Source organism: Herbiconiux ginsengi (genome assembly GCF_900107435.1).
In the GTDB taxonomy this organism is placed as follows: Bacteria; Actinomycetota; Actinomycetes; order Actinomycetales; family Microbacteriaceae; genus Herbiconiux; species Herbiconiux ginsengi.
Window position 1 is genome coordinate 329,882 of the sequence record NZ_FNPZ01000002.1, and the last position, 25,436, is coordinate 355,317.

27 protein-coding genes are annotated in these 25,436 nt (G+C 68.6%); 17 read left to right on the forward strand and 10 right to left on the reverse strand.

Translation table 11 applies throughout. From position 1 onward, the window contains the following. Position 1: 1 nt before the first annotated feature. The 5 genes from BLW00_RS09805 to BLW00_RS09825 all read left to right on the forward strand — a co-directional run bounded on the left by BLW00_RS09805 (position 2) and on the right by BLW00_RS09825 (position 4,301). Complete coding sequence (locus tag BLW00_RS09805) at positions 2-328, forward strand: non-heme iron oxygenase ferredoxin subunit (RefSeq protein WP_092553017.1); 327 nt, start codon at positions 2-4, stop codon at positions 326-328. A 1-nt stretch (position 329) separates the two neighbouring features. Further along, positions 330-1,094, forward strand: coding sequence for a Fe-S cluster assembly ATPase SufC (gene sufC / locus BLW00_RS09810; RefSeq protein ID WP_092553020.1), 765 nt, complete (start codon positions 330-332; stop codon positions 1,092-1,094). 4 nt (positions 1,095-1,098) lie between these two features. Further along, positions 1,099-1,428, forward strand: coding sequence for a metal-sulfur cluster assembly factor (locus BLW00_RS09815; RefSeq protein WP_092553023.1), 330 nt, complete (start codon positions 1,099-1,101; stop codon positions 1,426-1,428). Between the two features lie 172 nt (positions 1,429-1,600). Beyond that, positions 1,601-2,485, forward strand: coding sequence for an endonuclease domain-containing protein (locus tag BLW00_RS09820; RefSeq protein WP_092553027.1), 885 nt, complete (start codon positions 1,601-1,603; stop codon positions 2,483-2,485). A 217-nt stretch (positions 2,486-2,702) separates the two neighbouring features. Beyond that, on the forward strand, positions 2,703-4,301 hold the full coding sequence (locus BLW00_RS09825) for an ABC-F family ATP-binding cassette domain-containing protein (protein WP_092553030.1): 1,599 nt from the start codon (positions 2,703-2,705) through the stop codon (positions 4,299-4,301). Between the two features lie 31 nt (positions 4,302-4,332). Here BLW00_RS09825 and BLW00_RS09830 read toward each other — a convergent pair whose 3' ends face one another. Genes BLW00_RS09830 through BLW00_RS09840 form a run of 3 tightly spaced genes read right to left on the reverse strand, consistent with a single transcriptional unit; the run spans position 4,333 to position 5,737 of the window. Then, complete coding sequence (locus BLW00_RS09830; RefSeq protein WP_092553033.1) at positions 4,333-5,175, reverse strand: SURF1 family cytochrome oxidase biogenesis protein; 843 nt, start codon at positions 5,173-5,175, stop codon at positions 4,333-4,335. Beyond that, complete coding sequence (locus tag BLW00_RS09835) at positions 5,172-5,402, reverse strand: hypothetical protein (protein ID WP_092553036.1); 231 nt, start codon at positions 5,400-5,402, stop codon at positions 5,172-5,174. Before BLW00_RS09835 ends, BLW00_RS09830 begins: the two co-directional genes overlap by 4 nt. Next, positions 5,399-5,737 carry a DUF3099 domain-containing protein gene (locus BLW00_RS09840; RefSeq protein WP_092553039.1) on the reverse strand — a complete coding sequence of 113 codons (339 nt, stop codon included), beginning with the start codon at positions 5,735-5,737 and terminating at the stop codon, positions 5,399-5,401. The genes BLW00_RS09835 and BLW00_RS09840 overlap by 4 nt, the downstream gene beginning before the upstream one ends. An 83-nt stretch (positions 5,738-5,820) precedes the next feature. On the opposite strand from BLW00_RS09840, the gene BLW00_RS09845 reads away from it, so the two are divergent. Continuing rightward, positions 5,821-6,540, forward strand: a complete 720-nt coding sequence (locus tag BLW00_RS09845) for a beta-ketoacyl-ACP reductase (RefSeq protein WP_092553042.1) — start codon at positions 5,821-5,823, stop codon at positions 6,538-6,540. 28 nt (positions 6,541-6,568) lie between these two features. Here the strand turns inward: BLW00_RS09845 and serB are convergent, their stop codons facing one another. Both serB and BLW00_RS09855 read right to left on the reverse strand, forming a co-directional pair. Beyond that, positions 6,569-7,252 carry a phosphoserine phosphatase SerB gene (gene serB, locus BLW00_RS09850; RefSeq protein WP_407650966.1) on the reverse strand — a complete coding sequence of 228 codons (684 nt, stop codon included), beginning with the start codon at positions 7,250-7,252 and terminating at the stop codon, positions 6,569-6,571. A gap of 8 nt (positions 7,253-7,260) precedes the next feature. Further along, complete coding sequence (locus BLW00_RS09855; RefSeq protein ID WP_092553048.1) at positions 7,261-8,505, reverse strand: glucose-1-phosphate adenylyltransferase; 1,245 nt, start codon at positions 8,503-8,505, stop codon at positions 7,261-7,263. A 48-nt stretch (positions 8,506-8,553) separates the two neighbouring features. Between BLW00_RS09855 and glgA the strand changes: the two genes are divergently transcribed. The 4 genes from glgA to BLW00_RS09875 all read left to right on the forward strand — a co-directional run bounded on the left by glgA (position 8,554) and on the right by BLW00_RS09875 (position 11,801). Next, on the forward strand, positions 8,554-9,735 hold the full coding sequence (glgA, locus tag BLW00_RS09860) for a glycogen synthase (RefSeq protein WP_092553051.1): 1,182 nt from the start codon (positions 8,554-8,556) through the stop codon (positions 9,733-9,735). 49 nt (positions 9,736-9,784) lie between these two features. Then, positions 9,785-10,567 (forward strand): ABC transporter ATP-binding protein, encoded by a 783-nt coding sequence (locus BLW00_RS09865; protein WP_092553054.1) that lies wholly within the window; start codon positions 9,785-9,787, stop codon positions 10,565-10,567. A gap of 104 nt (positions 10,568-10,671) precedes the next feature. After that, a complete protein-coding gene (locus BLW00_RS09870) occupies positions 10,672-10,932 on the forward strand; it encodes a type B 50S ribosomal protein L31 (protein WP_092553057.1) in 261 nt (86 codons plus the stop codon). Between the two features lie 104 nt (positions 10,933-11,036). Beyond that, entirely contained in the window at positions 11,037-11,801 is a 765-nt protein-coding gene (locus tag BLW00_RS09875) for a hypothetical protein (protein WP_092553060.1), read from the forward strand. An 18-nt stretch (positions 11,802-11,819) separates the two neighbouring features. Here the strand turns inward: BLW00_RS09875 and BLW00_RS09880 are convergent, their stop codons facing one another. Both BLW00_RS09880 and treS read right to left on the reverse strand, forming a co-directional pair. Continuing rightward, entirely contained in the window at positions 11,820-12,887 is a 1,068-nt protein-coding gene (locus BLW00_RS09880) for an exonuclease domain-containing protein (protein ID WP_092553063.1), read from the reverse strand. A gap of 9 nt (positions 12,888-12,896) precedes the next feature. Then, positions 12,897-14,621 carry a maltose alpha-D-glucosyltransferase gene (gene treS, locus BLW00_RS09885; RefSeq protein ID WP_092553066.1) on the reverse strand — a complete coding sequence of 575 codons (1,725 nt, stop codon included), beginning with the start codon at positions 14,619-14,621 and terminating at the stop codon, positions 12,897-12,899. A 129-nt stretch (positions 14,622-14,750) separates the two neighbouring features. On the opposite strand from treS, the gene BLW00_RS09890 reads away from it, so the two are divergent. Both BLW00_RS09890 and BLW00_RS09895 read left to right on the forward strand, forming a co-directional pair. After that, complete coding sequence (locus BLW00_RS09890) at positions 14,751-15,722, forward strand: alpha/beta fold hydrolase (protein ID WP_092554632.1); 972 nt, start codon at positions 14,751-14,753, stop codon at positions 15,720-15,722. Beyond that, positions 15,719-16,822: a glycosyltransferase family 4 protein gene (locus BLW00_RS09895; RefSeq protein WP_092553069.1), complete on the forward strand. Its 1,104-nt coding sequence runs from the start codon at positions 15,719-15,721 to the stop codon at positions 16,820-16,822. Before BLW00_RS09890 ends, BLW00_RS09895 begins: the two co-directional genes overlap by 4 nt. Here the strand turns inward: BLW00_RS09895 and BLW00_RS09900 are convergent. After that, positions 16,749-17,375 carry a histidine phosphatase family protein gene (locus tag BLW00_RS09900; protein WP_092553072.1) on the reverse strand — a complete coding sequence of 209 codons (627 nt, stop codon included), beginning with the start codon at positions 17,373-17,375 and terminating at the stop codon, positions 16,749-16,751. The genes BLW00_RS09895 and BLW00_RS09900 overlap by 74 nt on opposite strands. A gap of 49 nt (positions 17,376-17,424) precedes the next feature. Further along, complete coding sequence (locus BLW00_RS09905; RefSeq protein WP_092553075.1) at positions 17,425-18,276, reverse strand: Sir2 family NAD-dependent protein deacetylase; 852 nt, start codon at positions 18,274-18,276, stop codon at positions 17,425-17,427. Positions 18,277-18,391: 115 nt separating this feature from the next. On the opposite strand from BLW00_RS09905, the gene BLW00_RS09910 reads away from it, so the two are divergent. From BLW00_RS09910 to BLW00_RS09920, 3 genes are read left to right on the forward strand one after another with little or no spacing between them, the layout of a single operon-like run. Continuing rightward, complete coding sequence (locus BLW00_RS09910; RefSeq protein WP_092553078.1) at positions 18,392-19,201, forward strand: TrmH family RNA methyltransferase; 810 nt, start codon at positions 18,392-18,394, stop codon at positions 19,199-19,201. Between the two features lie 49 nt (positions 19,202-19,250). Then, a complete protein-coding gene (locus BLW00_RS09915) occupies positions 19,251-20,810 on the forward strand; it encodes an APC family permease (RefSeq protein WP_092553081.1) in 1,560 nt (519 codons plus the stop codon). Between the two features lie 34 nt (positions 20,811-20,844). Continuing rightward, positions 20,845-22,086 (forward strand): D-alanyl-D-alanine carboxypeptidase family protein, encoded by a 1,242-nt coding sequence (locus tag BLW00_RS09920; protein ID WP_092553084.1) that lies wholly within the window; start codon positions 20,845-20,847, stop codon positions 22,084-22,086. A 113-nt stretch (positions 22,087-22,199) separates the two neighbouring features. Here BLW00_RS09920 and BLW00_RS09925 read toward each other — a convergent pair whose 3' ends face one another. Next, positions 22,200-23,000, reverse strand: a complete 801-nt coding sequence (locus BLW00_RS09925) for an SGNH/GDSL hydrolase family protein (protein ID WP_092553087.1) — start codon at positions 22,998-23,000, stop codon at positions 22,200-22,202. Positions 23,001-23,110: 110 nt separating this feature from the next. On the opposite strand from BLW00_RS09925, the gene BLW00_RS09930 reads away from it, so the two are divergent. After that, on the forward strand, positions 23,111-24,934 hold the full coding sequence (locus BLW00_RS09930) for a DEAD/DEAH box helicase (protein ID WP_092553090.1): 1,824 nt from the start codon (positions 23,111-23,113) through the stop codon (positions 24,932-24,934). Then, complete coding sequence (locus BLW00_RS09935) at positions 24,913-25,425, forward strand: GNAT family N-acetyltransferase (RefSeq protein WP_245741496.1); 513 nt, start codon at positions 24,913-24,915, stop codon at positions 25,423-25,425. The genes BLW00_RS09930 and BLW00_RS09935 overlap by 22 nt, the downstream gene beginning before the upstream one ends. Positions 25,426-25,436 lie beyond the last annotated feature (11 nt).

Sequence of the window (25,436 nt, forward strand, 5' to 3'; positions counted from 1 at the left end):
GATGGCAGAGAAAGTCTGTGCATTCGACGACGTTCCCGTGAACCAGGCGATGCGCGTGGTGGTCGGGGGAGTGGCGATCGCGCTCGTGAAGGACTCGGCCGGCGAGTGCCACGCCATCGGCGACACCTGCACCCACGGCGACATCTCGCTCTCGGAGGGCTTCGTCGAAGACGACACGCTCGAGTGCTGGGCCCACGGCTCCAAGTTCTCGCTCGAGACCGGGAAGCCGCTGTCGCTCCCGGCCTACGAGCCCGTTCCCGTCTTCGAGATCCAGGTGATCGACGGGGACATCTACATCGACCCAACCGTGACGAAAGTGATTGATTAGCATGTCGGTTCTGAAGATCGAAGACCTCCAGGTGAGCGTCGAGACCGAGCAGGGGACCAAGCACATCCTCCGCGGGGTCGACCTCACGATCGGCGAGGGCGAGACCCACGCGATCATGGGCCCGAACGGATCGGGTAAGTCCACGCTCGCCTACGCGATCGCCGGCCACCCGAAGTATCACGTCGAGGGCGGCTCCGTGACGCTCGACGGCGAGGAGATGCTCACCAAGACGGTCGACGAGCGCGCTCGTGCCGGACTCTTCCTCGCGATGCAGTACCCGGTGGAGGTCCCGGGGGTCTCGGTGTCGAACTTCCTGCGCACCGCCAAGACCGCGATCGACGGCGAAGCGCCGGCCATCCGCGGCTGGATCAAAGACCTCGACGCGTCGATGCAGGCCTTGCGCATGGACAAGTCGTTCCGCGAGCGCAACGTGAACGAGGGCTTCTCGGGCGGCGAGAAGAAGCGCAACGAGATCCTGCAGCTCGAGCTACTGAAGCCCAAGTTCGCGGTGCTCGACGAGACCGACTCCGGTCTCGACGTCGACGCCCTGAAGGTAGTCTCCGAGGGCGTCAACCGGGCGAAGGCCAACACGGGTCTCGGCATCCTGCTGATCACCCACTACAACCGCATCCTCCGCTACGTGCACCCCGACTTCGTGCACGTGTTCGTCGCCGGCCGGGTGGCCGAGCAGGGCGGCCCCGAGCTCGCCGTGCGACTGGAGAACGAGGGATACGATCGCTTTCTCGAAGGCTCGAACGTAGGATAACGATATGGTCACGACACTCGAACCGAAACTCTTCGACCAGGTCGAAGAGGCGCTGAAAGACGTGATGGACCCCGAGCTCGGTGTGAACATCGTCGACCTCGGCCTCATCTACGATCTCGGCTGGGATGCGGAGCAGGACGCTCTGGTCATCAGCATGACCCTGACCTCGGCGGGGTGCCCGCTCACCGATGTGCTCGAAGAGCAGACGGCAGAGGCGCTCGACGGCGTGGTCGAGCAGTTCCGCATCAACTGGGTGTGGATGCCGCCGTGGGGCCCCGACAAGATCACCGACGACGGCCGCGACATGATGCGCGCCCTCGGCTTCTCCATCTGAACCACCGCGCCCGACCGAAATCGCAAACGTCGCGGCATCCGGCCCCACAGGGGGCTCGGATGCCGCGACGTTTGCGTTTCTGAACCGGATCTGACTTCTCCACAGGCCGGCTGTTCTCCACAGATGCCCGTGCTCGGCCCCCGTTCGGCGGACCGGCCTGCACGATGATGCGATGTCATCCGTCGCTTCTCTCGTCTCCGCGCTCGGTGGCGTCGCGTCCTGTCGCGAGCTCGCCGAATACGGCCACCCCGCCGCCGATGTCACGCGCGCTGTTCGCACCGGATCCGTGCTCAGGGTGCGGAACGGATGGGTGGCGGTGCCGACCGGCGCGCCTGAGAATGTCGTGGCCGCGGTGAGAGCAGGCGGCACGCTCTCGTGCTTGTCCGCGCTTGCCCCGCTCACCGTGTGGACCGCCGACGACGCTCGACGACACATCCGCATCCGTCGGCACGGTGTGGCTCCTCCTGCTGCTGCGGGGGTCGTGGTTCATCGTGCCCTTCCGCTCGTCGGACTGCAGTCTGCGCGCGGGGGAGTCGACAGCCCTGAGTGGGCGATCGCACACGCCGTACTGTGCCAGGGTCGCCGCGACGCGGTGGCCACGCTCGACTCGGCGATCTACCGCGGCGTGATCACGCGCCGCCGCCTCGAATCCGTGCTGGCCCAGCTGCCCCGACGGTATTCAGATCTGCTCCTGTTGTGCAATCCGGAAGCGGAGTCCGGGCTCGAAACCCATCTGCGGCTCCTGTTGCGTTCGGTCGGGATCGACCTGCGTGTGCAGGTGAAGATCAGCGGTGTCGGCCGTGTCGACCTCCTGATCGGCGAACGACTGGTGATCGAGACAGATGGGCGAGAATGGCACTCGGACAAGGATTCCTTCGCGAAAGACAAGTGGCGTGATCTTGCGCTGGCCGAGCGAGGCTACCTCGTGCTGCGCCTCAGCTACCAACAGGTACTGTTCGAGTCCGAGCGCGTTCTCGAGGTCGTGCGCGGAATCGTAGGGCGTGGCGAGCACCGCTGGAACGGGCGGCATCGGCGTGCCGGACTCGTGGGGTTGTGACGCCGATGCCGTTCAGAATCGCACGCTTCGCGCAATCCGAGCCCCATACGAGGCCGGGTAATCCCACGTTTGCGATTCTGAACCGGGTGGCCGCGCGGATGGGCGGATGGGCGGTGGGTGGCCGGAGGATTGCGCTGGGGGCGAGCGGGGTCGGGCGGGGGCGCGGGGCGGAATAGACTGGAGCGTTCCCCCGTCGCAACAAGAATTGGATATCTCTGTGCTCAGCGTTACAGACCTGGCCATCCGGGTCGGCGCACGTACCCTCATGGAGGACGTGTCGTTCCGAGTCGGAGCCGGCGACAAGGTCGGCCTCGTGGGCCGCAACGGCGCGGGGAAGACCACCCTCACGAAGGTTCTCTCCGGCGAACTCCAGCCCTCGGGCGGGGCCGTGCAGCGCACGGGCGAGCTCGGGTATCTGCCACAGGACCCCCGTTCGGGCGACCCGGAGGAATTGGCGCGCACGCGCATCCTGAACGCCCGCGGTCTCGGCTCCCTGGTGCTCGGCATGCAGCAGTCGTCGATGGAGATGGCGAGCAGCGACGCGAAAGTCAGCGAAGCCGCCATGAAGAAGTACGGCAACCTCACCGAGCGCTTCGACGCGCTCGGCGGGTATGCGGCCGAAGCGGAAGCGGCCTCGATCGCGAGCAACCTCAGCCTGCCCGACCGGATTCTCGACCAGCCGCTCAAGACGCTCTCGGGAGGCCAGCGGCGGCGCATCGAGCTGGCGCGCATCCTGTTCTCCGACGCCGAGACGCTGATCCTCGACGAGCCCACCAACCACCTCGACGCCGACTCGGTGGTGTGGCTACGCGAGTTCCTCAAGAGCTACAACGGCGGCTTCATCGTCATCTCGCACGACATCGAGCTGGTGGGAGAGACGGTCAACCGTGTGTTCTACCTCGATGCGAACCGCCAGGTCATCGACGTGTACAACATGAACTGGCGCAACTACCTCAAGCAGCGCGAGGCCGACGAGGAGCGCCGCAAGAAGGAGCGCGTCAACGTCGAGAAGAAGGCCACCCAGCTGCAGATGCAGGCCGCTCGTTTCGGCGCGAAAGCCTCGAAGGCCGCAGCAGCGCACCAGATGGTTGCTCGCGCCGAGAAGATGCTCTCCGGGCTCGAGGAGGTGCGCGCGGTCGACCGTGTCGCCAAGCTGCGCTTCCCGACCCCGGTCGCGTGCGGCCGCACGCCCCTGATGGCGTCGAACCTCTCGAAGAGCTACGGCTCGCTCGAGATCTTCACCGCCGTCGACCTGGCGATCGACCGCGGCTCGAAAGTGGTCGTGCTCGGGCTCAACGGCGCCGGCAAGACCACGCTGCTCCGCATCCTGGGCGGCGTCGACAAGCCTGACACCGGGCAGATCGAGCCAGGCCACGGGCTTCGGATCGGCTACTACGCCCAGGAGCACGAGACCATCGACGTGAAGCGCTCCGTGCTCGAGAACATGGTGTCGGCCTCACCGAACCTCACCGAGACCGAGGCGCGCCGGGTGCTCGGCTCGTTCCTGTTCACCGGCGACGACTCGCACAAGCCGGCCGGGGTGCTCTCCGGCGGCGAGAAGACCCGACTCGCGCTGGCGATGATCGTCGTCTCCGGCGCCAACGTGCTGCTGCTCGACGAGCCCACGAACAACCTCGACCCGGCCAGCCGCGAGGAGATCCTGGATGCGCTCGCGCACTACGAGGGGGCGGTCGTGCTGGTGAGCCACGACGAGGGCGCCGTCGAAGCGCTGAACCCCGAGCGGGTGCTCATCTTGCCCGATGGCGTTGAAGACCACTGGAACAAGGACTACGCCGACCTCATCAGCCTGGCCTGATCCGGCTGACCTGATCGGCTCGGCCTGATTGTCACCGCCCCGTGCGGTCGATGATCTCGTCTTCGATCTCGGCGTCGGTCTTGCGGGCGAGGCGCTTGCGCTCCCGCTCAGCGGCGCGCTCCTGTTCCTCGGGGTCGTCTTCGTTCACGCGGCGGAACTCCTGCCGCACGATGTAGCCGAGGGCCACGAACCCGAGCAGCCCGAACGCGAACCACTGGAAGGTGTAGGAGAGGTGGGCGCCTTCGTCGGGCGTCGGCTTCACGGCGGCGGTGGGGCGCTCGGCGGGCGCAGGGTTCTCCGAGGCGAGCAGACCGTAGGCGGCGGTGTAGGTCGGCAGCCCGACCTGGTCGGCGAGCACGGGGAGTTCGATCGTGGCGATCTGCCCGGCGACCGCGCTGCGATTGTCGAGGTGCGGCTCTCCGGCTTTCAGGCGTGCGACGACCGAGACCGTTCCCGTGGGAGCCGCGGGCACGGCATCCGGAACGTCCTGCTTCTGACCGGTGGGCACCCAGCCGCGGTCGACGATGAAGACCTCGCCGCTCGTCAACTGGAACGGCACCAACACGTCGAAACCCACGTCGCCGCCGAGCGGTCGGTTGCGCACGAGCACCTGGTCATCGACGAGGTAGTGTCCCTGCATCGAGACGGTCAGCCACTCCTGCGAGGGATCGTAGGAATCGAGCTGGGGGAGCGCCGTGGCGAGCGGGGTGGGGTCGGCGTCGAAATTCGTGGCGACGCGGTTGATCTCGGCCACCGCTTCGTCTCGGCGGGCGAGTTGCCACATCGCCAAGAGCACGCACACGATCGCGAACACGATCACGAGCGCGAGATAGCCGGCCCAGCGACGGCTGAGCAGGAACCGCCAGCCCGTCATGCGTCGACCGCTCCCGCCGAGGCCAACGGGGAGACAGTGAGCGGGAAGTCACGCGCATCCAGGAAGTCGCGCAGGTAGTCGACATGGTCGTCGCAGGCGAGCCAGGTCTTGCGCCGATCCTCGGCGTGGATGCGGGGGTTGCGCCAATCGATGCGCCAGGTGGCCGCCGCACGGCAGTGCGCGCGGGAGCATTCCTCGGTAGCCGGATCGAGGCCGAGCGAGATCACGGACGGGGCTCCTCGGTGTTCGGGGCCGCGGCAGCAGCCGTGGATCCGTCGCCCGGCGCGACGGGCGGCACCGGACGCCGGTACACCTCGATCGCGGTGGGCCGCTCGGCGTGGCTGACCCAGGAGGTTCCGACGTTGCCGAGCACCACGGCGAAGTAGGGCAACAGGATGGCGCCGGCCGCGCACACGGCGAGCCACCAGCCCTGCACGAAGAGCATGAGAACGAGGCAGACGATGCGAATGCCCATGGTCACGAGGTACTTGGTCATGCGCGAGCGCCGCTCGTCCTCGGGGGACCGCGGGATGCTCGTGACGGACTGGGGCGCATGTCTCATGGTGTGCCCCTAGCCTACGCTTCGGAAACTGCTCCTAAGCTGGTACGGCACCACTGTCTCCCCGAAGTTAGGACCACCCCGCAGTGACTACTCCGACCACTCCTCGCACCGTGCTCGTCACCGGCGGAAACCGCGGCATCGGCTACGCCATCGCCGCAGAATTCGTGGCCCAGGGCCACCGCGTCGCGGTGACCGCCCGCTCCGGGAAGGGGCCGGAGGGAACCCTCACCGTCATCGCCGACGTGACCGACAGCGCCTCGATCGATGCCGCCTTCTCCGAGGTGGAGAACGAACTCGGCCCGGTCGAGGTGGTGGTGGCGAACGCCGGCATCACGAAGGACACTCTGCTGCTCCGGATGTCGGAAGACGACTTCACGAGTGTCGTCGACACGAACCTCACCGGCTCGTTCCGCGTGGTGAAGCGCGCGTCGAAGGGGATGCTCAAGGCTCGATTCGGCCGCATCGTGCTGATCTCGAGCGTGGTCGGTCTCTACGGTTCACCCGGGCAGGTGAACTACAGCGCCTCGAAGAGCGCGTTGGTGGGCTTCGCGCGTTCGATCACGCGCGAGCTCGGCGCGCGAGGCATCACCGCGAACATCGTGGCGCCCGGGTTCATCGAGACCGACATGACGGCCGAGCTGCCCGAGGAGCAGCAGGCCGAGTACAAGAAGAGCATCCCGGCCGGTCGCTACGGATCGGCCGCCGAGGTCGCCAAGGCGGTCGCGTGGCTCGCGTCGGATGACGCGGCGTACATCTCGGGTGCAGTCATCCCGGTCGATGGTGGTCTGGGGATGGGCCACTAGGGGGTTGGCTCGGTGGGGCCGAGCGGGTCTAGCCGCGGAGGCCCAGGAGGGGCAGGAGCTGGCTGAGGTCGCGGCGGTCCATGATGACGTCGGCGTGCTCGCGCACCAGCGGGCGGGCGTCGAAGGCGACCGAGAGGCCGGCGACCTCCATCATGCGCAAGTCGTTCGCGCCGTCGCCGACGGCGAGGGTGTGGGCGAGCGGAATGCCGCGCGAACCAGCCCATTCGGTGAGCGCATCCGCTTTGCTCTGCGGGTCGATGATGGGGCCCGAGACTTCGCCCGTGAGGCGGCCGTCGCGGACACCCAGACGGTTGGCGCGCCAGTGGTCGAGGCCGAGCGACTGGGCCAGCGGGTCGAGCACCTCGTGGAAGCCGCCCGACACCACGCCCACGGCGCCGCCGTCGGCCTGCACCGCCGCGATCATCTCGGGAACCCCTGGAGTGACGCGGATGGCTGCGCCGACCTCGGCGAAGCAGGTATCGGCCAGGCCCTCGAGCAGCGCCACCCGGGCCGCGAGGCTCTGCGCGAAATCGAGCTCACCGCGCATCGCGCGCTCGGTGATCTCGGCGACCTCGGCATGGCATCCGGCCAGATCGCCGAGCATCTCGATGACCTCGTTCTCGATCAGTGTCGAATCGACGTCGAGGACGACGAGGAATCGCGGTCGATCAGCGGGGTGCTGGCTCGCGGGCAGGGGGTCGGGTGCCAGCATCTGCTGCGTCATGGAACTACGCGGACTCCTTTGCCGACGACCGTGATCCCCGTGTCGGTCACGGTGAACCCGCGTTCCCGATCGCGTTCGGGATCGACGCCCACCTGGGCGCCCGCGAGGACGACGACGTTCTTGTCCAGGATAGCCCGGCGCACGACCGCATCCGGTTCGATGTGGACACGGTCGAAGAGCACCGACTGCTGCACGAGAGCTCCCGAATCGACTGTCGTCCACGGCCCGACGACGCTTCCCTCGACGCGGGCGCCGGAGATGAGGCAGCCGAGCGACACGATCGACTCCACGGTGACGCCCGGGTTGCCCTTGCTGTCGCGAACGAACTTCGCCGGCGGCGAGTTGAGCTGCTGGGTGTAGATCGGCCACTTCTCGTTGTAGAGGTTGAACACCGGGAGTGCCGAGATGAGGTCTTGGTGGGCGTCGTAGAACGACTCGATGGTTCCCACGTCGCGCCAGTAGTAACGGTCGCGGTCGGTGGAACCGGGCACTTCGTTGCGGTTGAGGTCGTAGACCGCGGCGTTGCCGGCGGCCACGAAGTCGGGGATGATGTCGCCGCCCATGTCATGGCTCGACTCGGGCCGCTCGCCGTCGCGGATGACGGCGTCGATCAGTTGATCGGCGTCGAAGATGTAGTTGCCCATCGACGCGAGCACCTCGTGCGGCGCGTCGGCGAGCCCGGTGGCGTTCTTCGGCTTCTCGAGGAACTCGTCGATCAGCGTCGGGTCGTCGGGGGAGACCTGGATGACGCCGAACTGATCGCTCAGCTCGATCGGCTGGCGGATCGCGGCGACGGTGGCGCCCTTGCCCGACGCGATATGGGCCTGGATCATCTGCTCGAAGTCCATGCGGTAGACGTGGTCGGCGCCGACCACGACCACGATGTCGGGCTTCTCGTCGCGGATCAGGTTGAGCGACTGCAGGATGGCGTCGGCCGAGCCGCTGAACCAGCGCTTGCCGAGGCGCTGCTGCGCGGGCACGGAGGCGATGTAGGAGTTCAGCAGGCCATCGAGGTGCCAGGTCTGCGAGACGTGCCGGTCGAGCGAATGCGACTTGTACTGCGTGAGCACGACGATCTGACGCAGACCGGAATTCACGAGGTTGGAGAGCGCGAAATCGATGAGGCGGTAACCGCCCCCGAAAGGCACGCCGGGCTTGGCCCGGTCCGCCGTGAGGGGCATGAGTCGCTTGCCCTCACCTCCGGCCAACACGATGCCGAAGATCTTCTTTGATGCAGCCATGACCCCAACCCTAATGAGGTTTCCCCCGGACCGTACTACCGTTCAACTATGCGAGTAGATGTGATTTCCCGTGAGTATCCGCCCGAGGTCTACGGAGGGGCGGGAGTGCACGTCGCCGAACTCGTCAAAGGCCTCCGCGCCCACCTCGACGTCGCCGTGCGGTGCTTCGGCGCTCCGCGCGACGAAGCGGGCGTCTTCGCCTACCGGGTGCCCGCCGAACTCGACGGCGCGAACCCCGCGCTGACCACCCTCGGGGTCGACCTGCAGATCGCGGAGGCGACCGCCGGCACCGATCTGGTGCACTCGCACACCTGGTACGCCAACGCCGCCGGTCGACTCTCGGCGCTGCTGCACGGCGTTCCCCACGTGGTCACCGCGCACTCGCTGGAGCCGCTCCGGCCGTGGAAGGCCGAGCAGCTCGGCGGCGGCTACCGCGTCTCCTCCTGGATCGAGAAGGATGCGTTCGAGTCGGCCGACGCGGTGATCGCGGTGAGCGACGGGATGCGCCGCGACATCCTGCGCTCTTACCCCGCGCTCGACGAGTCGAAGGTGACCGTGGTCTACAACGGCATCGACCTGGACACCTGGAAGCCGCACTACGACGAAGAGGTGCTCGCCCGGCACGGGATCGACAGCACACGGCCGACCGTGGTGTTCGTGGGCCGGATCACCCGCCAGAAGGGTCTGCCGTACCTGCTGCGCGCCATCGCGCTGTTGCCGACGGAGGTGCAGGTCGTGCTGTGCGCCGGAGCGCCCGACACGCCCGCGATCCTCGAGGAGGTCAGTTCGGCGGTGAAACAGCTGCAGGAGACGCGAGGGGGAGTCGTCTGGATCGACGAGATCCTGCCGCAACCGGCCCTCGCCGCGGTTCTGACGGCCGCCACCGTCTTCGTCTGCCCCTCGATCTACGAGCCGCTCGGCATCGTGAACCTCGAGGCGATGGCCTGCGGACTGCCGGTGGTGGGCACGGCGACCGGCGGGATCCCGGAGGTCGTCGACGACGGCGTCACGGGTCTGCTCGTGCCCATCGACCAGCTGCAGGACGGCACCGGCACGCCGACCGACCCCGACCGCTTCGTCGTGGACCTCGCGCGGGCCCTCACCGAGGTCGTCACGGACCCGGTGCGGGCGGCCCGGATGGGCGACGCCGGCCGGGCACGTGCGGAGGCCGAGTTCAGCTGGTCGTCGATCGCGGCGCAGACGGTGGCCATCTACCGCTCTCTGGTCTGAGCCCGCCCGACGGGCGAATCCACACCCCGGGGCCCGATAAACTTCTTGCATGCCCAACGTGCTCGACCTCCAGAACGTCTCTGTCACCCGGGACGGGAACGAAATCCTCAGCGACGTGAACTGGAGGGTCGACGGCGACCAGCGATGGGTGGTGCTCGGGCCGAACGGCGCCGGCAAGACCACGTTGCTGCAGATCGCGGCCGCGATGAACCACCCTTCGGGCGGCACGGTGCAGGTGCTCGACGGCAAGCTCGGCGAGGTCGACCTGTTCGAGCTGCGGCCGCGCGTCGGTTTCGCGTCGAGCGCCATGGCCCGCCGGTTCCCCGGCAACGAGACGGTGCTGAACGTGGTGCTCACGGCGGCCTACTCGGTCACCGGCCGCTGGAACGAGTCCTACGAAGACATCGACCTCCGTCGCGCCCAGCGCGTGCTCACCGAGTGGAAGCTCGACCACCTCTCCGAGCGGCTCTTCGGCTCGCTCAGCGACGGCGAGCAGAAGCGCGTGCAGATCGCACGTTCGGTGATGACCGATCCAGAACTGCTTCTGCTCGACGAGCCGGCCGCTTCGCTTGACCTGGGTGCCCGCGAGGAGCTGCTCCAGCTGCTCGGAGGCTACGCCTCGGCACCCGAAGCGCCCGCGATCGTGATGGTCACGCACCATGTGGAGGAGATCCCGCGCGGTTTCACGCACGCGCTGTTGCTGAACGACGGCGGGATCGTGGCGAGCGGACCGATCGGCGAGGTTCTGACCTCCGAGAACCTCGAGACCACGTTCGGCCTGCCGATCACGCTGAGCGAAGACGACGGGCGCTACACGGCGCGTGCATCCTGACGCCTGATCGGAATCGGATCTGCTAAACTGTCTAGCTGGCCCGTCTGGCCGTAGATTTCATCCCGTGCAGTACACACCAACAGCCGTGAAACAAGGACACCACTATGAAGACTGACATCCACCCGACGTACGAAGCCGTGGTCTTCCGAGACCTCGCGTCCGGCGCCACCTTCCTCACCCGTTCGACCGTGTCGTCGTCGAAGACGATCGAGTGGGAAGACGGAAACACCTACCCGGTGATCGATGTCGAGATCTCGTCGGAGTCGCACCCGTTCTACACGGGCAAGCAGCGCATCCTCGACTCGGCCGGTCGTGTCGAGAAGTTCAACAGCCGCTACAAGGGCTTCGGCGGCGCGAGCAAGTAACCTCCGCCTCCACGCACGAAGAACCCCGTCGACTCCGGTCGGCGGGGTTCTTCGCGTCGGAGCATCGCTCGCCGGGCAGCGGACCCGCCGGGCATACTGGAGGCATGAGCACGCGGCAGGAGTTCCGCTCGGCGCTGACGGCGCTCGCGCCGCAGGAGTGGCCGCAGTACCTCGCAGAGCACTCCGGGCTGCCGGGTCCACGGGGGAACCTCGAGCTGGCGGCAGCGGTCGGCGACGTCGCGATCGCGTCGCAGATCGCCGAGTTGATCGCGTCGGACGACGAGTTCTCGATGATGTGCGGGGCGATCGGTCTGGGCCGGCTGCTGGCGGCCGATTCCGACGAGCGTGTCGAGAGCGAATTGCGGACGCTCGCCACCGACCCGCGCTGGCGCGTGCGGGAGGGCGTCGCGATGGCGCTCCAGCGCCTCGGCGACGCGGATCTCGATGGGCTGTTGGTGCTCGCCGAGCGCTGGACCGCATCGGCGAGCGCACCGACGGACGCGCCTGATCTGCTCCTGCTGCGTGCGGTGGCGGCGGGGGTTGCCGAGTCGCGTCTGGTGACGGCGGAGCCGGCCGCGCTCCGCGCGCTGCGCATCCTCGACAGGATCACCGCGACGCTGGTAGGCATTCCGATCGGCGCGAGGCGGGGGAGGGAGGACGTGCGGGTGCTCCGTCAGGCGCTGGGCTACGCCTGGAGCGTGGTGTGCGGAGGAGCTCCCGACGAAGGCTTCGCCTCGCTCGAGCGATGGGCGGAGTCAGGAGATCCGGATGCCCGATGGATCGTGCGGAGCAACACGACGAAAGCGCGACTGCGTCGCCTCGATCCGGTGCGCACCGAGGCACTGGGCCGCCTGGCCGGTGCCAGCTGACCGCACCGGCACGAGGGGTCAGGCGGGGCGGGCGGACTCGGGCCAACCCCGACGGGAGGTGAACGTGGGGTCGCGGGTGCGACGCATGTAGTCCTCGAAGGAGTCGGACTGGGCGTCGTGCCAGGCCACCTGAGCGGCGTGCAGCTGGTCGAGCGACAGGTCGAGGTCGACCGCGTACTTGGCGGCCAGGGCCTGGGCCACGCGCCCCGCCGCGATGGCGTCGGCGCCGGCGTCGTGCGCGTCGGTGAGTGCGACGCCGTAGAACGCCGCAGAGACCTCCAGGGTGCGCTTGCCCTTGCGGTAGCGGTCGATCTGCTTGTCGATGACGAGCGGATCGATCACCGCGGGCGGGGTGACGAGCGGGTCGCCGCCGTGGCGGAGCGCCTCACGGTTGAGCAGCGTGAGGTCGTAAGGCGCGTTGTAGACGACGAGGGCGTAACCCTCGTCGAACACCCGGCGCAGCTCCGCCACGATCTCGGCCACCACCTCGGCTGCCGGCCGCCCGGCCGCTCGCGCGTGCTCGGTGCTGACACCGTGCACGGCTGTCGCCTGCTCGGGGATGGGCACTCCCGGATCGGCCAGCCAGTCGCGACGGCTCACCACCTGACCCGCCGCATCCAGCAGGCTGATGTTCGCAGTGACCACCCGACTGGTCTCGACGTCGATGCCCGTGGTCTCGAGGTCGAACACGGCGAGCCGGTCGGCCCAGGCAGGGCGGGGGACGAGCGGCAGCGTGATCTCGGTGTCGACCACGAGCTCGGCCTCGGGGGCGGCCCGCACCGCCTCTTCGAGGTCTTCGAGCACCGCCGCCCGGCCCGTCTCGAGCACGGCCGCGGCATCCACGTCGAGCACGATCGTGTCGTCGGAGGTGAGCGCCGCGTCGCGTTCGAGCACGACCACGGAGCCGACCCGCACCTCGCTGTTCACGGTCGAGTGCGGCGCCACGACGGTGGCGGCGGCCGGCGCACCAGGTGCGGGTGCGGCCGGAGCGGGTGCGTCGGGGGCGGGAGTCGCCGCATCCAACAGCTCGTCGTCGAAGTCGAACAGCGGCACCTCGACCACGACCGGTCGGGATGATTCGGGCATCGGCACCGCTTAGCGCCCCTGTTCTTGTTCGGTGGACTGGCCGACGTGCAGCCAGTAGAACGCCTGGGTTCCGAAGGTGAGCGTAACGCGACCGTTCTCGTCGAAGGCGGGGAACTCGCCGTGCCCGAACAGATCGAACAGCCGCCGCCCGGCGAACTGCGGCGCCGTGATCGTGGCCGACACGGGATTGTGGGCGAAGCTGAACACGCAGAGCACGTCTTCGGGGCCGTCGCCGAAGTAGGCGCCCGAGCCCTCGTACGACCGCACGAACGCCAGCACCGACTCGTGGTCGCTGCCCACCACCTCCATCGAACCCAGGCCGAAGGTCGGATGCGCCTTCCGCACGTGGATCACGTTGCGCACCCAGTGCAGCAACGATCGCGACTGCGCGAGCTGCGACTCCACGTTCACGAGGTTGTAGTTGTAGACCAGCGACTGCACGACCGGCAGGAAGAGCTTGCCGGGGTCGGCGGTGGAGAAGCCGGCGTTGCGATCGGGCGTCCACTGCATCGGGGTACGCGAGGAATCGCGGTCGGGCAGCCAGATGTTGTCGCCCATGCCGATCTCGTCGCCGTAGTACAGGAACGGTGAGCCCGGCAGCGCGAAGAGCAGGGCGTGCGCCAGTTCGAGCTCGGCGCGGGAGTTGTCGAGCAGGGGCGCGAGGCGACGCCGGATGCCGATGTTGGAGCGCATCCGCGGGTCGTAGGCATACCAGCCGTACATCGCCTGCCGGTATTCCTCCGACACCATCTCGAGCGTCAGCTCGTCGTGGTTGCGCAGGAAGACGCCCCAGGCGGCACCCTCGGGAATGGCGGTGGTCTCCGACAGCACCCGGATGAGCTCATCGGCCTTCTGCGACCGGAGCGAGTAGTAGATGCGCGGCATCACCGGGAAGTCGAACGCCATGTGGCACTCCGGCTCCTCGTCGCTGCCGAAGAAGGCGGCCACCTCGCGCGGCCACTGGTTGGCCTCGGCCACCAGCATCCGCCCGGGGTATTCCGCGTCGATCATCTGGCGCAGCCGCACGATGTAGTCGTGCGTCTTCGGCTCACCCTCGCCGTTGCCCTCCTCGGACTCGAAGAGGTAGGGGATGGCGTCGAGCCGCAGGCCGTCGACGCCCATGTCGAGCCAGAACCGGCAGATGTCGAAGATCGCCTCCTGCACCGCCGGGTTCTCGAAGTTGAGGTCGGGCTGGTGGGAGAAGAAGCGGTGCCAGAAGAACTGCCGGCGCACCGGATCGAACGTCCAGTTCGACTCCTCGGTGTCGACGAAGATGATGCGGATGTTCTCGTACTTCTCGTCGGTGTCGCTCCACACGTAGAAGTCGCCGTAGGGGCCCTCCGGGTCTTCGCGGGACTGCTGGAACCACTCGTGCTGATCGGAGGTGTGGTTGAGCGGGAAGTCCATGATGATGCGCATGTTGCGCTCGTGGGCCTTGGTGACGAGGTCGCGGAACTCCTCGACCGTGCCGTAGTCGGGCAGCACGGCCTTGAAGTCGGAGACGTCGTAGCCGCCGTCGCGCAACGGCGACTGGAAGAACGGCGGCAGCCAGAGCGCGTCGATGCCGAGCCACTGCAGGTAGTCGAGTTTCGAGATGAGGCCGGCGATGTCTCCGAAGCCGTCGCCGTTGGAGTCGACGAACGACCGGATCATCACCTCGTAGAAGACCGACCTCCGATACCATTGCGGATCGAGCGTGAGCCCCGGCAACTGGATGGGAGCGGTGAAGTTCACGGGCGTCCTTTCGGAACATGAGTCCTGCCGGCGGAGGTACGTTTTCACGATAGCCCAGGACACCGACACGCAAAGGGGCACCCAGCAGACCTCAGGAACCAGAACGGCCCGCCGTCTATGCTGGACCGGGTGACCGTCGCCTCTCCCTATGCCGTGGAACTCTCCCGGATGCCCGTCACCACGCGCGTGCTCCCGGTGGCCGGCAGCGAGACCCACGTGTGGGAGTACGGCGAGTGCGGATCGGATGCCGAGACGCGGGCGAGTGCCGGCACGCTCGTGGTCGTCGTGCACGGCTATCGGGGCGACCATCACGGGCTGGAACCCGTGATCGCCCAGTTGAACCATCCCGGCTACCGCGTCGTGGCACCCGACCTGCCGGGTTTCGGGGTCTCGACCCCGATGCGGGCGGTGCACGACCTCGACGGGTATGTCGAGTGGCTGCACGAGTTCGTCGAACGGGTGCGCGCCGAGTCGCCGTCGGCCCGGCTCGTGATCGTGGGGCACTCGTTCGGCTCCATCGTGGTGGCCGCCGCACTCGCGGGCAGCCCGGCCGGCTCCGGCACTCCGGCCCGCCCCGGCCTCGCGGTCGACGACGCGGTGCTCATCAACCCCATCGCGGCGCCGGCGCTGAAAGGCCCACGCGGCGTCATGACCCGGGTGGCCATCGGCTACTACCGCCTGGGCGCCGCGGCTCCCGAGAAGCTCGGCCACGTCATCCTGTCGAGCCCCGTGATGGTGCGCGTCATCAGCATCACCATGGCCACGACGAAGAACAAGGCCCTGCGCCGCTGGATCCATGACCAGCACCACCGCTACTTCAGCGCGTTCGCGAACCGCACCGTGGTGCTCGACGCCTTCCGCGCCTCGGTCAGCAACGACGTGAGCGAGTACGCCGGGCGGATCACCGCCCGCACCCTGCTGATCGCCGCCGACAAAGACGACATCACGCCGATCGCCGCCCAGCACCGGCTGCGCGACTCGATGTCCGATGCGCGCCTCGTGGTGCTCGACGACGTCGGCCATCTCATCCACTACGAGCGCCCGATCGAGGCCGCGCGGGCGATCGACGCCTTCCTCGAACCGTCGGCGTCGGCGTCGTGAAGCTCGCCTTCGACTGCCGCTACACCCGCATCGGCCGGCACGACGGCATCAGTCGCTACACCGCGGGGGTGGTGGGCGAGCTGGCGAAGATCGACGGACTCGACCTCACCATGATCATCAGCGACGAGCGCCAGCTCACGATGCTGCCCGATCTGCCCTGGATCAAGGTCTCCGGTCCCACGAGCGTGCGGGAGCCGCTGGTGGCTCGCCAGGTCAACCGCGCGCATCCGGATGTCGTGATCAGCCCCATGCAGACGATGGGCACCGCCGGGCGCAGATATCGCTTGGCGCTCACCGTGCACGACCTGATCTACTATTCGAATCCCGAACCGCCGCACGACCTGCCCGCCTTCGTGCGTGTGCTCTGGCGGCTCTATCACAAGGCCTGGTGGCCGCAGCGGATGCTCCTCAACCGCGCCGATGCGGTCGTGACGGTCTCCGAGACCACCCGCGGCCTGATCGCCGAGCACCATCTCACCAAGCGGCCGGTCGTGGTGGCGCGGAACGCAGCCGACCTGCCCGGCCCGGCCGAGGCATCCGCCGCCGCCGACGCTGCGGACACCCGTGCCGGCGCGAAGTCGCTGCTCTACATGGGCTCGTTCATGCCCTACAAGAACGTCGAGACACTGGTGCGCGCCGTCGGCGACCTGCCCGGATACACGCTGCACCTGCTCAGCCGGGCGACGGATGCCGACAAGCGGCGACTGCAGGCGATCGACCCGGCGGCTCGGCTCGTGTTCCACGACGGGGTCAGCGACGAGGAGTACCACGCCCTGCTGCAGCAGGCGACGGCGCTCGTGACCGCCTCGCTCGACGAGGGTTTCGGCATCCCGCTGGTCGAGTCGATGGGCTACGGCACGCCCGTCGTGGTGAGCGACATCCCCGTGTTCCGGGAGATCGGGGGAGAGGCCGCGCTCTACGCGCCCGCCCGCGACGCCGCGCGATTCGCGTCGACCGTCGCGCGGTTGGAGGAGCCGGCCGAATGGCGACGACGCTCGATCGCCTCGCGCACCCAGGCCGAGGAATTCAGTTGGGCAGCGTCAGCTCGAGCGATAGCGGAGCTCGCGATCGGATTGACGGGTCGATCGGCACCCCGTTGAACTCGGTGATCGAGAGCTCGCCGCTGTCGACCACGAAGTCGTGCGCCGATCCGTTCGGAATGGCGTGGCCCTGCTGCGGCAGCATCTTCTCGGTGATGTAGCGGATCAGGGATCCGATCACGCCACCGTGCGACACCACGATGAGCGACTCGCCCGGATGCTCCGCCGCCAGCCGCTCGAGCGCGGGGAGCACGCGGCGCACGACGTGGGACCGCTTCTCGCGGCCGGGCACGTCGGCCATCGGATCGGGGAAGCGCACGGCGAGTTCGGCGGCGTTCAGGCCTTCGACCTCGCCGTAGCTGCGCTCGACCAGGGCCGGCACGAGTTCGGGCTCGGGGAGGCCGACGATGCCGGCGATGATCTCGGCGGTCTCGCGCGCGCGGCTGAGTGGGCTCGCGACGATGCCGTCCCACGACCTTTCAGCCAGAGCGGCTCCGGTCTCCCGGGCCTGCTCCCGTCCGGTCTCGTTGAGCGGGATGTCGGTCGAGCCCTGGATGCGCTTCTGGAAGTTCCAGTCGGTCTGGCCGTGCCGCACGAAGGTGAAGGTAGTCATCGCCCCCATCCTACGGGGCCGCTCCCGGGCCCCGAAGCGGCCGCCGGACTCAGGGGAGGAGGCGGGCCGCGAGGGTGCGGAGGGTCTCGGTGGTGCCGGCGTCGATCTTCACGGTGGCGCGGCCGTCGCCCTTGGTGACACCCCGGTTCACGATGACGACCGGTAGCTTGCGGCGGCGGGCCTGCTCCAGAAGACGGATGCCCGAGTTCACCACGAGCGACGATCCCGCGATCACCATCGCGTCCGACGACGCCACCATCGAGGAGGCCTCGGCGAACTTCTCGGTGGGGATGAACTCGCCGAAGAACACCACGTCGGGCTTGAGGGTGCCGCCGCACACGGTGCAGGCGGGAACCACGAAGGCCTCGTACTCGGCCACCTCGGCGTCGCCGTCGGGCGCCATCCGCACGAGCTCGGGCTCGGTGAGCCAGGGGTTGGCCTCGCTGATGCGCTGGGCGATGCCCGCGCGGGCGTAGCTCTGGCCGCAGCGCAGACAGGACACCCGATCCATGGAGCCGTGCAGGTCGACCAGATGTTTGGTGCCGGCGCGCGCGTGCAGGCCGTCGACGTTCTGGGTTACGACGCCGGTGACGAGGCCGGCGTCTTCGAGGTCGGCGAGGATGCGGTGGCCGTCGTTGGGCTGCGCCGCGTCGAACATGGTCCAGCCGAGGTGGCTGCCCGCCCAGTAGCGCTTGCGGTACGACTCGCTGCCGAGGAACTGGTCGAAGGTCATCGGGTTGCGCGGCGGCGCGCCTTCGCCCCGGTAGTCGGGGATGCCCGAATCGGTGCTGACTCCGGCGCCCGTGAGCACCACGATCCGCCTGCCGCTGAGCACCTCCACGGCCTCGTCGACGGCGATCCCCGTCGACGCTCCGGATGCCGACGACACGAGCGAAACCATGACACCTCCTCGCCGGTACAGCGCACCGGCCACTTGAGAGTCTAAACAGCGAAGTTTTCCGGAATGTTTCCGGCCTGGCAGAGTTGACCGTGAACCGCAGCACAGAAAGGGTCTCGTGCCCGTCATCCGCATCACCGACCTCGACCATCCGGGGCTCGCCGACTACGCCGACCTCACCGACGTGGCCCTCCGCCGCATCCTGGAGCCGGCCGGTGGTCTCTACCTCGCCGAGTCGAGCAAGGTGATCGAGCGCGCGGTGGCGGCCGGGCACCGACCGCGCTCGGTACTGCTGCAGGAGAAGTGGCTGCCCGACCTCCACTGGGTGGCCGAGCGCTATCCCGAGGTGCCCGTCTTCGTGGCGAGCGACGAGCTGCTCGAGCAGCTGACGGGCTTCTCGATGCACCGCGGAGCGCTGGCCTCGATGCACCGCCCGGTGCTGCCCGACCCGCGCGACCTGCTCGCCGGGGCACGCACGGTGGTGGTGCTCGAGGACATCGTCGACCACACGAATGTGGGCGCCGCCTTCCGCTCCGCCGCCGGGCTCGGGGCCGACGCGGTCTTGATCAGCCCGCGCTGTGCCGATCCGCTCTACCGGCGGAGCGTGCGCGTGAGCATGGGCACGGTGCTGCAGGTGCCGTGGACCCGCATCGGAGAGTGGAAGGATGCCGCGCCGCTCCTGCACGAGGCCGGGTTCACCATCGCCGCGCTCGCGCTGGGCGAGGACTCGGTGCCCCTGCCGGAGTTCGCCGCCGCGCTGCCGGAGCGGGTGGCGATCGTGCTCGGCACCGAAGGCGACGGGTTGAGTCGACGCGCCCTGGCGGCCGCCGATGTGCGTGTCGAGATCCCGATGCTGCACGGCGTCGACTCGCTCAACGTGGCCTCGGCGAGCGCGGTGGCCCTCTATGCCATCCGGTTCATGTCCTGAGGCTCCCTCACCCACTATGCTCTCCCTACCGAACCAAGGGAGGTCCGCCATGAGTGAGAAGACCACCGCCGCGCCCGCGCGCTCGTCCGGCTCCTCCGGGAAGGGCCTGGCCACCGGCACGCTCGGCCTGTTCGGCTCGACCGTGATCGGTCTGGCCTCCACGGCTCCGGTCTACTCGCTGGCCGCGACCATCGGATTCGTCGTGCTGGCGGTGGGCGCACAGGCGCCGATCGCGATGATCCTCGCCTTCATCCCGATGTTCCTCACGGCATACGCCTACCGCGAGCTCAACCGGGCCGTGCCCGACTGCGGCACCTCCTTCACCTGGGCCACGAAGGCCTTCGGCCCGTGGGTCGGCTGGATGGGCGGCTGGGGCGTGGCCGTGGCCGGCATCATCGTGCTCGCGAACCTCGCGCAGATCGGCAGCAAGTACCTCTGGCTGCTCACGAACAACCCCGATCTCTACGACAACGTGCCGCTGGTCACCGCCACGGGCGTGGTGTTCATCGCCGTGATGACCTTCGTGAGCGTGCGCGGCCTCGAACTCGGGGAGCGGTTGCAGAACGTGCTGCTCGGCATCCAGTACCTCACCCTCGCCCTCTTCGTGGGCATCGCCCTCTGGAACGTGTTCGCGGGCACCGCTCCCGAGGGGTCGACGGTGCCGCAGGCCGATTGGTTCAACCCCTTCGCGTTCACGTCGCTCTCCGGCTTCACCGAGGCCATCCTGCTCTGCCTCTTCATCTACTGGGGGTGGGACACCTGTCTCGCGCTGAACGAGGAGACGAAGGATCCCGAACGCACCCCCGGTCGCGCAGCGGTGCTCTCGACCGTCATCCTTCTCGTCACCTATGTCTCGGTGACGGTTGCGGCCATGGCGTACGCGGGCCTCGGCACCTCGGGCATGGGGCTCGGCAACGAAGACAACGCCGAAGACGTGTTCTTCGCCCTGAAAGACGCGTTGTTCGGGCCGTTCGCCTGGCTGCTCGTGATCGCGGTGTGCGTGTCGGCGGTCTCGTCGACCCAGACCACGATCTTGCCGACCGCCCGCGGCACGCTCGCCATGGCCACCTACAAGGCCCTGCCGGCGGCGTTCGGGCGCATCCATCCGAAGTTCCGCACCCCGCGCTTCGCCACGATCTTCATGAGCGTCGTGGCCATCGCCTTCTACATCGGCATGACCCTGGTGAGCGAGAACATCCTCTCCGACACGATCCTCTCGCTGGGCCTTGCCATCGCGTTCTATTACGCCATCACGAGCTACGCCTGCGTCTGGTACTTCCGGCGCGAGATCTTCACCACGATGCGCAACTTCCTGTTCAAGGGGCTGTTCCCGCTGCTCGGCGGCCTGATGCTCACGGCTGCGTTCATCCAGTCGGCCATCGACATGTACGACCCCGACTACGGCTACACCGTCATCTGGGGCATCGGTGGGGTGTTCGTGATCGGCATCGGCTCGCTCGCCGTCGGCGTGGTGCTCATGGTGGTGTGGTTCTTCTTCCCGGGTTCGAAACCGTTCTACCGGGGCGAGAGCCTCAATCGAGACACCGCGGTGCTGGTGCCCGAGGAGGAATCCGTGGTGCTGCGCTCCGTCGACGGCGGCCTGATGTAGCTTCGCTCCCCGACCCGGCTAATAGGATGGCGGGGTGAGTCCGACCCGTGCGCACTACCGGCGGCGGCGGATCGTGGTGGGCTCGCTCGTGGTGATCGTCGCCCTGCTGGGCACCTACCTCCCCGTCGCCTTGCTGGCGCCCGTTCCGGCGGCGACCGCGGTGATCCCGGATGCGCCGGCCGTCTCCTCGACGCCGGTCACGTTGACCACTCCCGGCACCGGCGCCAGCGCCATCGCCATCGCGGCGGGTGGCGGCGAGGTCACCGCGCTCGGCACGAGCGGGCCGGCCGATCCGCTGCCCATCGCCAGCATCGCCAAGTCGGTCACCGCGCTCGTGGTGCTCGACGCGAAGCCGATCCCCGAGGGTGGCGACGGCCCCGAGATCACGATCACGGATGCCGACGCGGCCATCCTGCAGGCCACCATCGCGGTGGGCGGATCGTGGGCATCCGTCTACCCCGGCCAGGTGCTCTCGGAACGTCAGGTGATCGAGATCATGATGCTCGAATCGGCCAACAACTACAGCGTCACGCTGACCGACTGGGCCTTCGGATCGACCGCGGCCTACCTGGCGGCCGCCACGAGCTGGCTGGCCGACCACGGGTTGACGGACACGAGCGTGGTCGACACCTCCGGGCTCGATCCAGGGAGTCGGAGCAGCACCCGCGACCTTCTGGCGATCGCGTCGATGGTGGTCGCCGACCCGGTGCTCGGCACCATCGTCGGCACCGCGAGCGACCAGGTGCCGCAGCTCGGCGAGATCGAGAACACGAACACGCTGATCGGCACGTCCGGCATCGACGGCGTGAAGACCGGAACCACCGATGAAGCGGGTTTCTGCCTGCTGTTCTCGGCCGAGGTCGCGGTGGGGGAGCAGACGGTGCAGCTCGTCGGTGTGGTGCTGGGTGCCACGGGAGAAGACGAGTTGCACGCGGCCGTGCTCGCGCTGCTGCAGAGCGCGCAGAGCGGCTTCCAGACCCTTCCGCTCGTGAGCGCCGGCGATGTGCTCGGCAGCTACACGACTCCCTGGGGTGCCACGGCCGACATCGTCGCCGGCGGCTCGCTCAGCGAAACGGTGTGGTCGCAGGCCGACGTCGCACGGGAGGCGGAGGCGCAGACGCTCTCGAGCGGCGCCTCCGGCACCGAGGTCGGCACCGCCCGCTACACCGTGACGGGCACGACACTCGGCGGCTCGGAACTGACGGTGCCGTTGACCCTCTCGGGTGAGCTCGACGGGCCCGACGCCTGGTGGCGGCTCACGCATCCGTTCCGCTGACCCTCCGACGCGCTGCCGAGCGCTCCCACCCCTCGCCGACCCGTCAGTTCATGTCGCTTTCGGCACTCCACAACGGCATCAGGTGACGGCTCGGCGAAGATGGAAGCACTCGCTCAGGGGCGAGCGTCGTCTTTCTGCACGTACACGGGCTCGGGGACGGGGCGTTTCGGCGTGACGCCGTCGCCGCTCGAACGGTGGGTGATGCGCCGGATGACCCACGGCACCAGATGCACGCGCGCCCACACCAGGTCTTCGGCGCGGGCCTGGCGCCAGCTCGTGCGGGGGAGCGGCTCCGGTTCGCCGGGCTGCAGGTCGTTGTCGACGTTCAACGCCTCGAGCACCCGGCGGGCCACCTCGTGGTGGCCGAGCGGATTGAGGTGCAGGCGGTCGTCGGCCCACATCCGGGGATCCTGGATGGCTTTGAGACCCCACTGGTCGACCACGATGCAGTCGTAGCGATCGGCGATCACCCGCAGGTTCTCGTTGTAGATCGCGACCTTCCCCCGGATGCCGCGGAACACGGGCGTGAAGTTCGTGTCGACCCCGGTGAAGATGGCCACGGTCGCGTCGTCGTGCCGCAAGCGGCGGATCCCGACCTCGAAGCGAGCCGCGATGTCGTCGGGATCGGTACCCGGGCGGATGACGTCGTTGCCGCCCGCAGAGATCGTGACGAGGTCGGGTCGCAGCGCGAGCGCGGGTTCGATCTGCTCGTCGACGATCTGCTGCAGCAGCCGGCCCCGGATGGCCAGGTTCGCGTAGGAGAACTCGCCATCGGCCGATGCGGCCAGCGTCTCCGCCACCCGGTCGGCCCATCCGCGGTAGCCGCCGGGGCTCCCGGGCTCTGGGTCCCCGATGCCTTCCGTGAACGAATCGCCGAGGGCGACGTAGCGCCGCCAGGGATGGGGCTGGGTCATGGTGTGATGCTCCTTTCGCGGTGCACCCTCCAGGGTAACTCCGGCACACCCGAGCAGACCGGACCGGGGGCCGTACCCGACGCAGCAAGCAGGTTATCCTTGAGAACATCGTGACCAACCTGCCGCTGTTCGAACCCGCTCCGGGTACGAGCGCAGCAGGCCACCTCCCGCCGTCGTTCCCGGGCCGCGCCCCCTGGGGCACCGCGGGCCGCCTCCGGGCCTGGCAGGAGGAGGCGCTCACCGCCTACTTCGAGCACGAGCCGCGCGACTTCCTGGCCGCCGCGACGCCGGGCGCCGGTAAGACCACGTTCGCCCTCCGGCTGGCCTCCGAGCTGCTGCATCGCCGCACCGTCGACCGCGTGATCGTGGTCGCGCCCACCGAGCACTTGAAGCGGCAGTGGGCCGACGCGGCCGACCGCGCCGGGGTGCGGCTGAACCCGGGATTCAAGAACAGCGAGTCGCGTTTCGGGCGCCACTTCCACGGCGTCGCGCTTACCTATGCGCAGGTGGCGGCGCGACCCGTGCTGCACCGCGAGCTGACCCAGGGCGCGAACACGCTGGTCATCCTCGACGAGGTGCACCATGGCGGCGACGCACTGAGCTGGGGCGAAGCGGTGCGTGAGGCCTTCGAGCCCGCCACCCGGCGACTCTCGCTCACCGGAACGCCGTTCCGTTCAGACACCTCGCCCATCCCGTTCGTGGAATACGCGCCCGACGAGCACGGCATCCGGGTCTCGCGCAGCGACTACAGCTACGGCTACGGGCGTGCGCTGAAAGACGGCGTGGTGCGGTCCGTGCTGTTCATGGTCTACGCCGGGCACATGCGCTGGCGCACCAAGGCGGGCGACGAGATGGAGGCCCGGCTCGGCGAGGGCAACACCAAGGACATCACCTCCCAGGCCTGGCGCACGGCTCTCGACCCGAGCGGCGAGTGGATTCCGCAGGTGCTCGGCGCGGCCGACAAGAGGTTGAGTGAAGTGCGGCAGGCGATTCCGGATGCCGGTGGGCTCGTGATCGCCACCGACCAGACGGTCGCGCGTGCCTATGCGGCAATCCTCGAGGGGATCTCGGGCGAATCCGTCACGGTGGTGCTCTCCGACGAGAAGGAGGCGTCCGACCGCATCCAGCAGTTCTCGGAGTCGTCGAAGCGCTGGATGGTGGCGGTGCGGATGGTGTCGGAAGGCGTCGACGTGCCGCGGCTCGCGGTGGGCGTCTACGCCACGAGCGCGTCGACCCCGCTCTTCTTCGCGCAGGCGGTGGGCCGCTTCGTGCGGGCACGGCGCCGGGGCGAGACAGCCTCGATCTTCTTGCCCAACGTGCCCTCGCTGATGGCGCTGGCGGCCCAGCTCGAGCTCGAGCGCGACCACGCCCTCGACCGCCGCGATGACGGATCGAACCCCGAGGGCGACTTCTACAACCCCGAAGACGCCATGATGGCCGAGGCGAACCGCGACGAGAAGGCGTCGGAGCGGCTCATGGACGAGTTCTCGTTCCAGGCCATCAGCTCGGGTGCGACCTTCGATCGCGTCGTCTACGACGGCGGCGAGTTCGGGTTCGAGGCCGTGGTGGGCAGCGAAGAGGAGCTCGACTTCCTGGGGCTGCCGGGCATCCTGGAGCCCGAGCAGGTGAAAGACCTGCTGCAGCACCGTCAGGCCCGTCAGCAGAAGCACGCCAAGTCGAACAAGGCGTCCCCAGGCCCCGACACCGAGGGCGACGGGGGAGTGCCGGCGCCGCTCTACCGCACGCTGAAGGAGCAGCGATCGCTGCTCAACAGCCTCGTGGGCCTGTGGTCGAAGACGTCGAACGAGCCGCACGGCCTCATCCACGCCGAGCTCCGTCGCATCTGCGGCGGTCCCGCGGTCGCGCAGGCGAGCGTCACCCAGCTGCAGGCCCGTATTGTGACGGTGCGCAAGTGGATGTCGGCGGGGCACTGATCATGGTGCTGATCAGGGAGGCGGATCTGGTGGGCGCCGATGCCAATGCCGTGGGCGCGGCGGCGCGGGACTACCTCCGCCAGACCGAGCAGGAGAAGGCCGAGCAGGGCCTCACCGCCCCACGAGCCGACGACGCACCCCTGCCACGGCGATATCAGGACGAGGTGGACGATCCGCGGAGCGCCTACGAAGGCTGCCACGTGCTGGTGGCCGAGGTCGACGACGAAGTCGTCGGCCTCGTCGTCCTGAAGCCGCAGGGCGTGGTGACCGAGATCAAACGACTCTGGGCCGCGCCGCGCCTGCGTGGCCGCGGGATCGGCTCGGCGCTGCTGGATGCGGCCATCGCCACCGGCGCGGGCGGCGGCGCGCTCCGGCTGTCGGTGTGGGACTGGCGTACCGGTGCGATTCGGCTCTATGAGTCGCGGGGGTTCGGGCGGGTGGCGTCGTGGGATGCCCGCGACCGGTTGCTCTGTCTCCAGCGGCCGGCCTAGGCCGGTCGGCG

Excerpts from the sequence above, each read along its gene's own strand:
- glgA (WP_092553051.1), top strand. The coding sequence starts at position 8,554 with ATGCGAGTAGATGTGATTTCCCGTGAGTATCCGCCCGAGGTCTACGGA.
- sufC (WP_092553020.1), top strand. The coding sequence starts at position 330 with ATGTCGGTTCTGAAGATCGAAGACCTCCAGGTGAGCGTCGAGACCGAG.
- serB (WP_407650966.1), bottom strand. The coding sequence starts at position 7,252 with ATGCTGGCACCCGACCCCCTGCCCGCGAGCCAGCACCCCGCTGATCGA.
- BLW00_RS09875 (WP_092553060.1), top strand. The coding sequence starts at position 11,037 with ATGAGCACGCGGCAGGAGTTCCGCTCGGCGCTGACGGCGCTCGCGCCG.
- BLW00_RS09925 (WP_092553087.1), bottom strand. The coding sequence starts at position 23,000 with ATGACCCAGCCCCATCCCTGGCGGCGCTACGTCGCCCTCGGCGATTCG.
- BLW00_RS09855 (WP_092553048.1), bottom strand. The coding sequence starts at position 8,505 with ATGGCTGCATCAAAGAAGATCTTCGGCATCGTGTTGGCCGGAGGTGAG.
- BLW00_RS09870 (WP_092553057.1), top strand. The coding sequence starts at position 10,672 with ATGAAGACTGACATCCACCCGACGTACGAAGCCGTGGTCTTCCGAGAC.
- BLW00_RS09820 (WP_092553027.1), top strand. The coding sequence starts at position 1,601 with ATGTCATCCGTCGCTTCTCTCGTCTCCGCGCTCGGTGGCGTCGCGTCC.
- BLW00_RS09830 (WP_092553033.1), bottom strand. The coding sequence starts at position 5,175 with ATGACGGGCTGGCGGTTCCTGCTCAGCCGTCGCTGGGCCGGCTATCTC.
- BLW00_RS09915 (WP_092553081.1), top strand. The coding sequence starts at position 19,251 with ATGAGTGAGAAGACCACCGCCGCGCCCGCGCGCTCGTCCGGCTCCTCC.
- BLW00_RS09805 (WP_092553017.1), top strand. The coding sequence starts at position 2 with ATGGCAGAGAAAGTCTGTGCATTCGACGACGTTCCCGTGAACCAGGCG.
- BLW00_RS09905 (WP_092553075.1), bottom strand. The coding sequence starts at position 18,276 with ATGGTTTCGCTCGTGTCGTCGGCATCCGGAGCGTCGACGGGGATCGCC.
- BLW00_RS09815 (WP_092553023.1), top strand. The coding sequence starts at position 1,099 with ATGGTCACGACACTCGAACCGAAACTCTTCGACCAGGTCGAAGAGGCG.
- BLW00_RS09865 (WP_092553054.1), top strand. The coding sequence starts at position 9,785 with ATGCCCAACGTGCTCGACCTCCAGAACGTCTCTGTCACCCGGGACGGG.
- BLW00_RS09880 (WP_092553063.1), bottom strand. The coding sequence starts at position 12,887 with ATGCCCGAATCATCCCGACCGGTCGTGGTCGAGGTGCCGCTGTTCGAC.
- BLW00_RS09840 (WP_092553039.1), bottom strand. The coding sequence starts at position 5,737 with ATGAGACATGCGCCCCAGTCCGTCACGAGCATCCCGCGGTCCCCCGAG.
- BLW00_RS09900 (WP_092553072.1), bottom strand. The coding sequence starts at position 17,375 with ATGACTACCTTCACCTTCGTGCGGCACGGCCAGACCGACTGGAACTTC.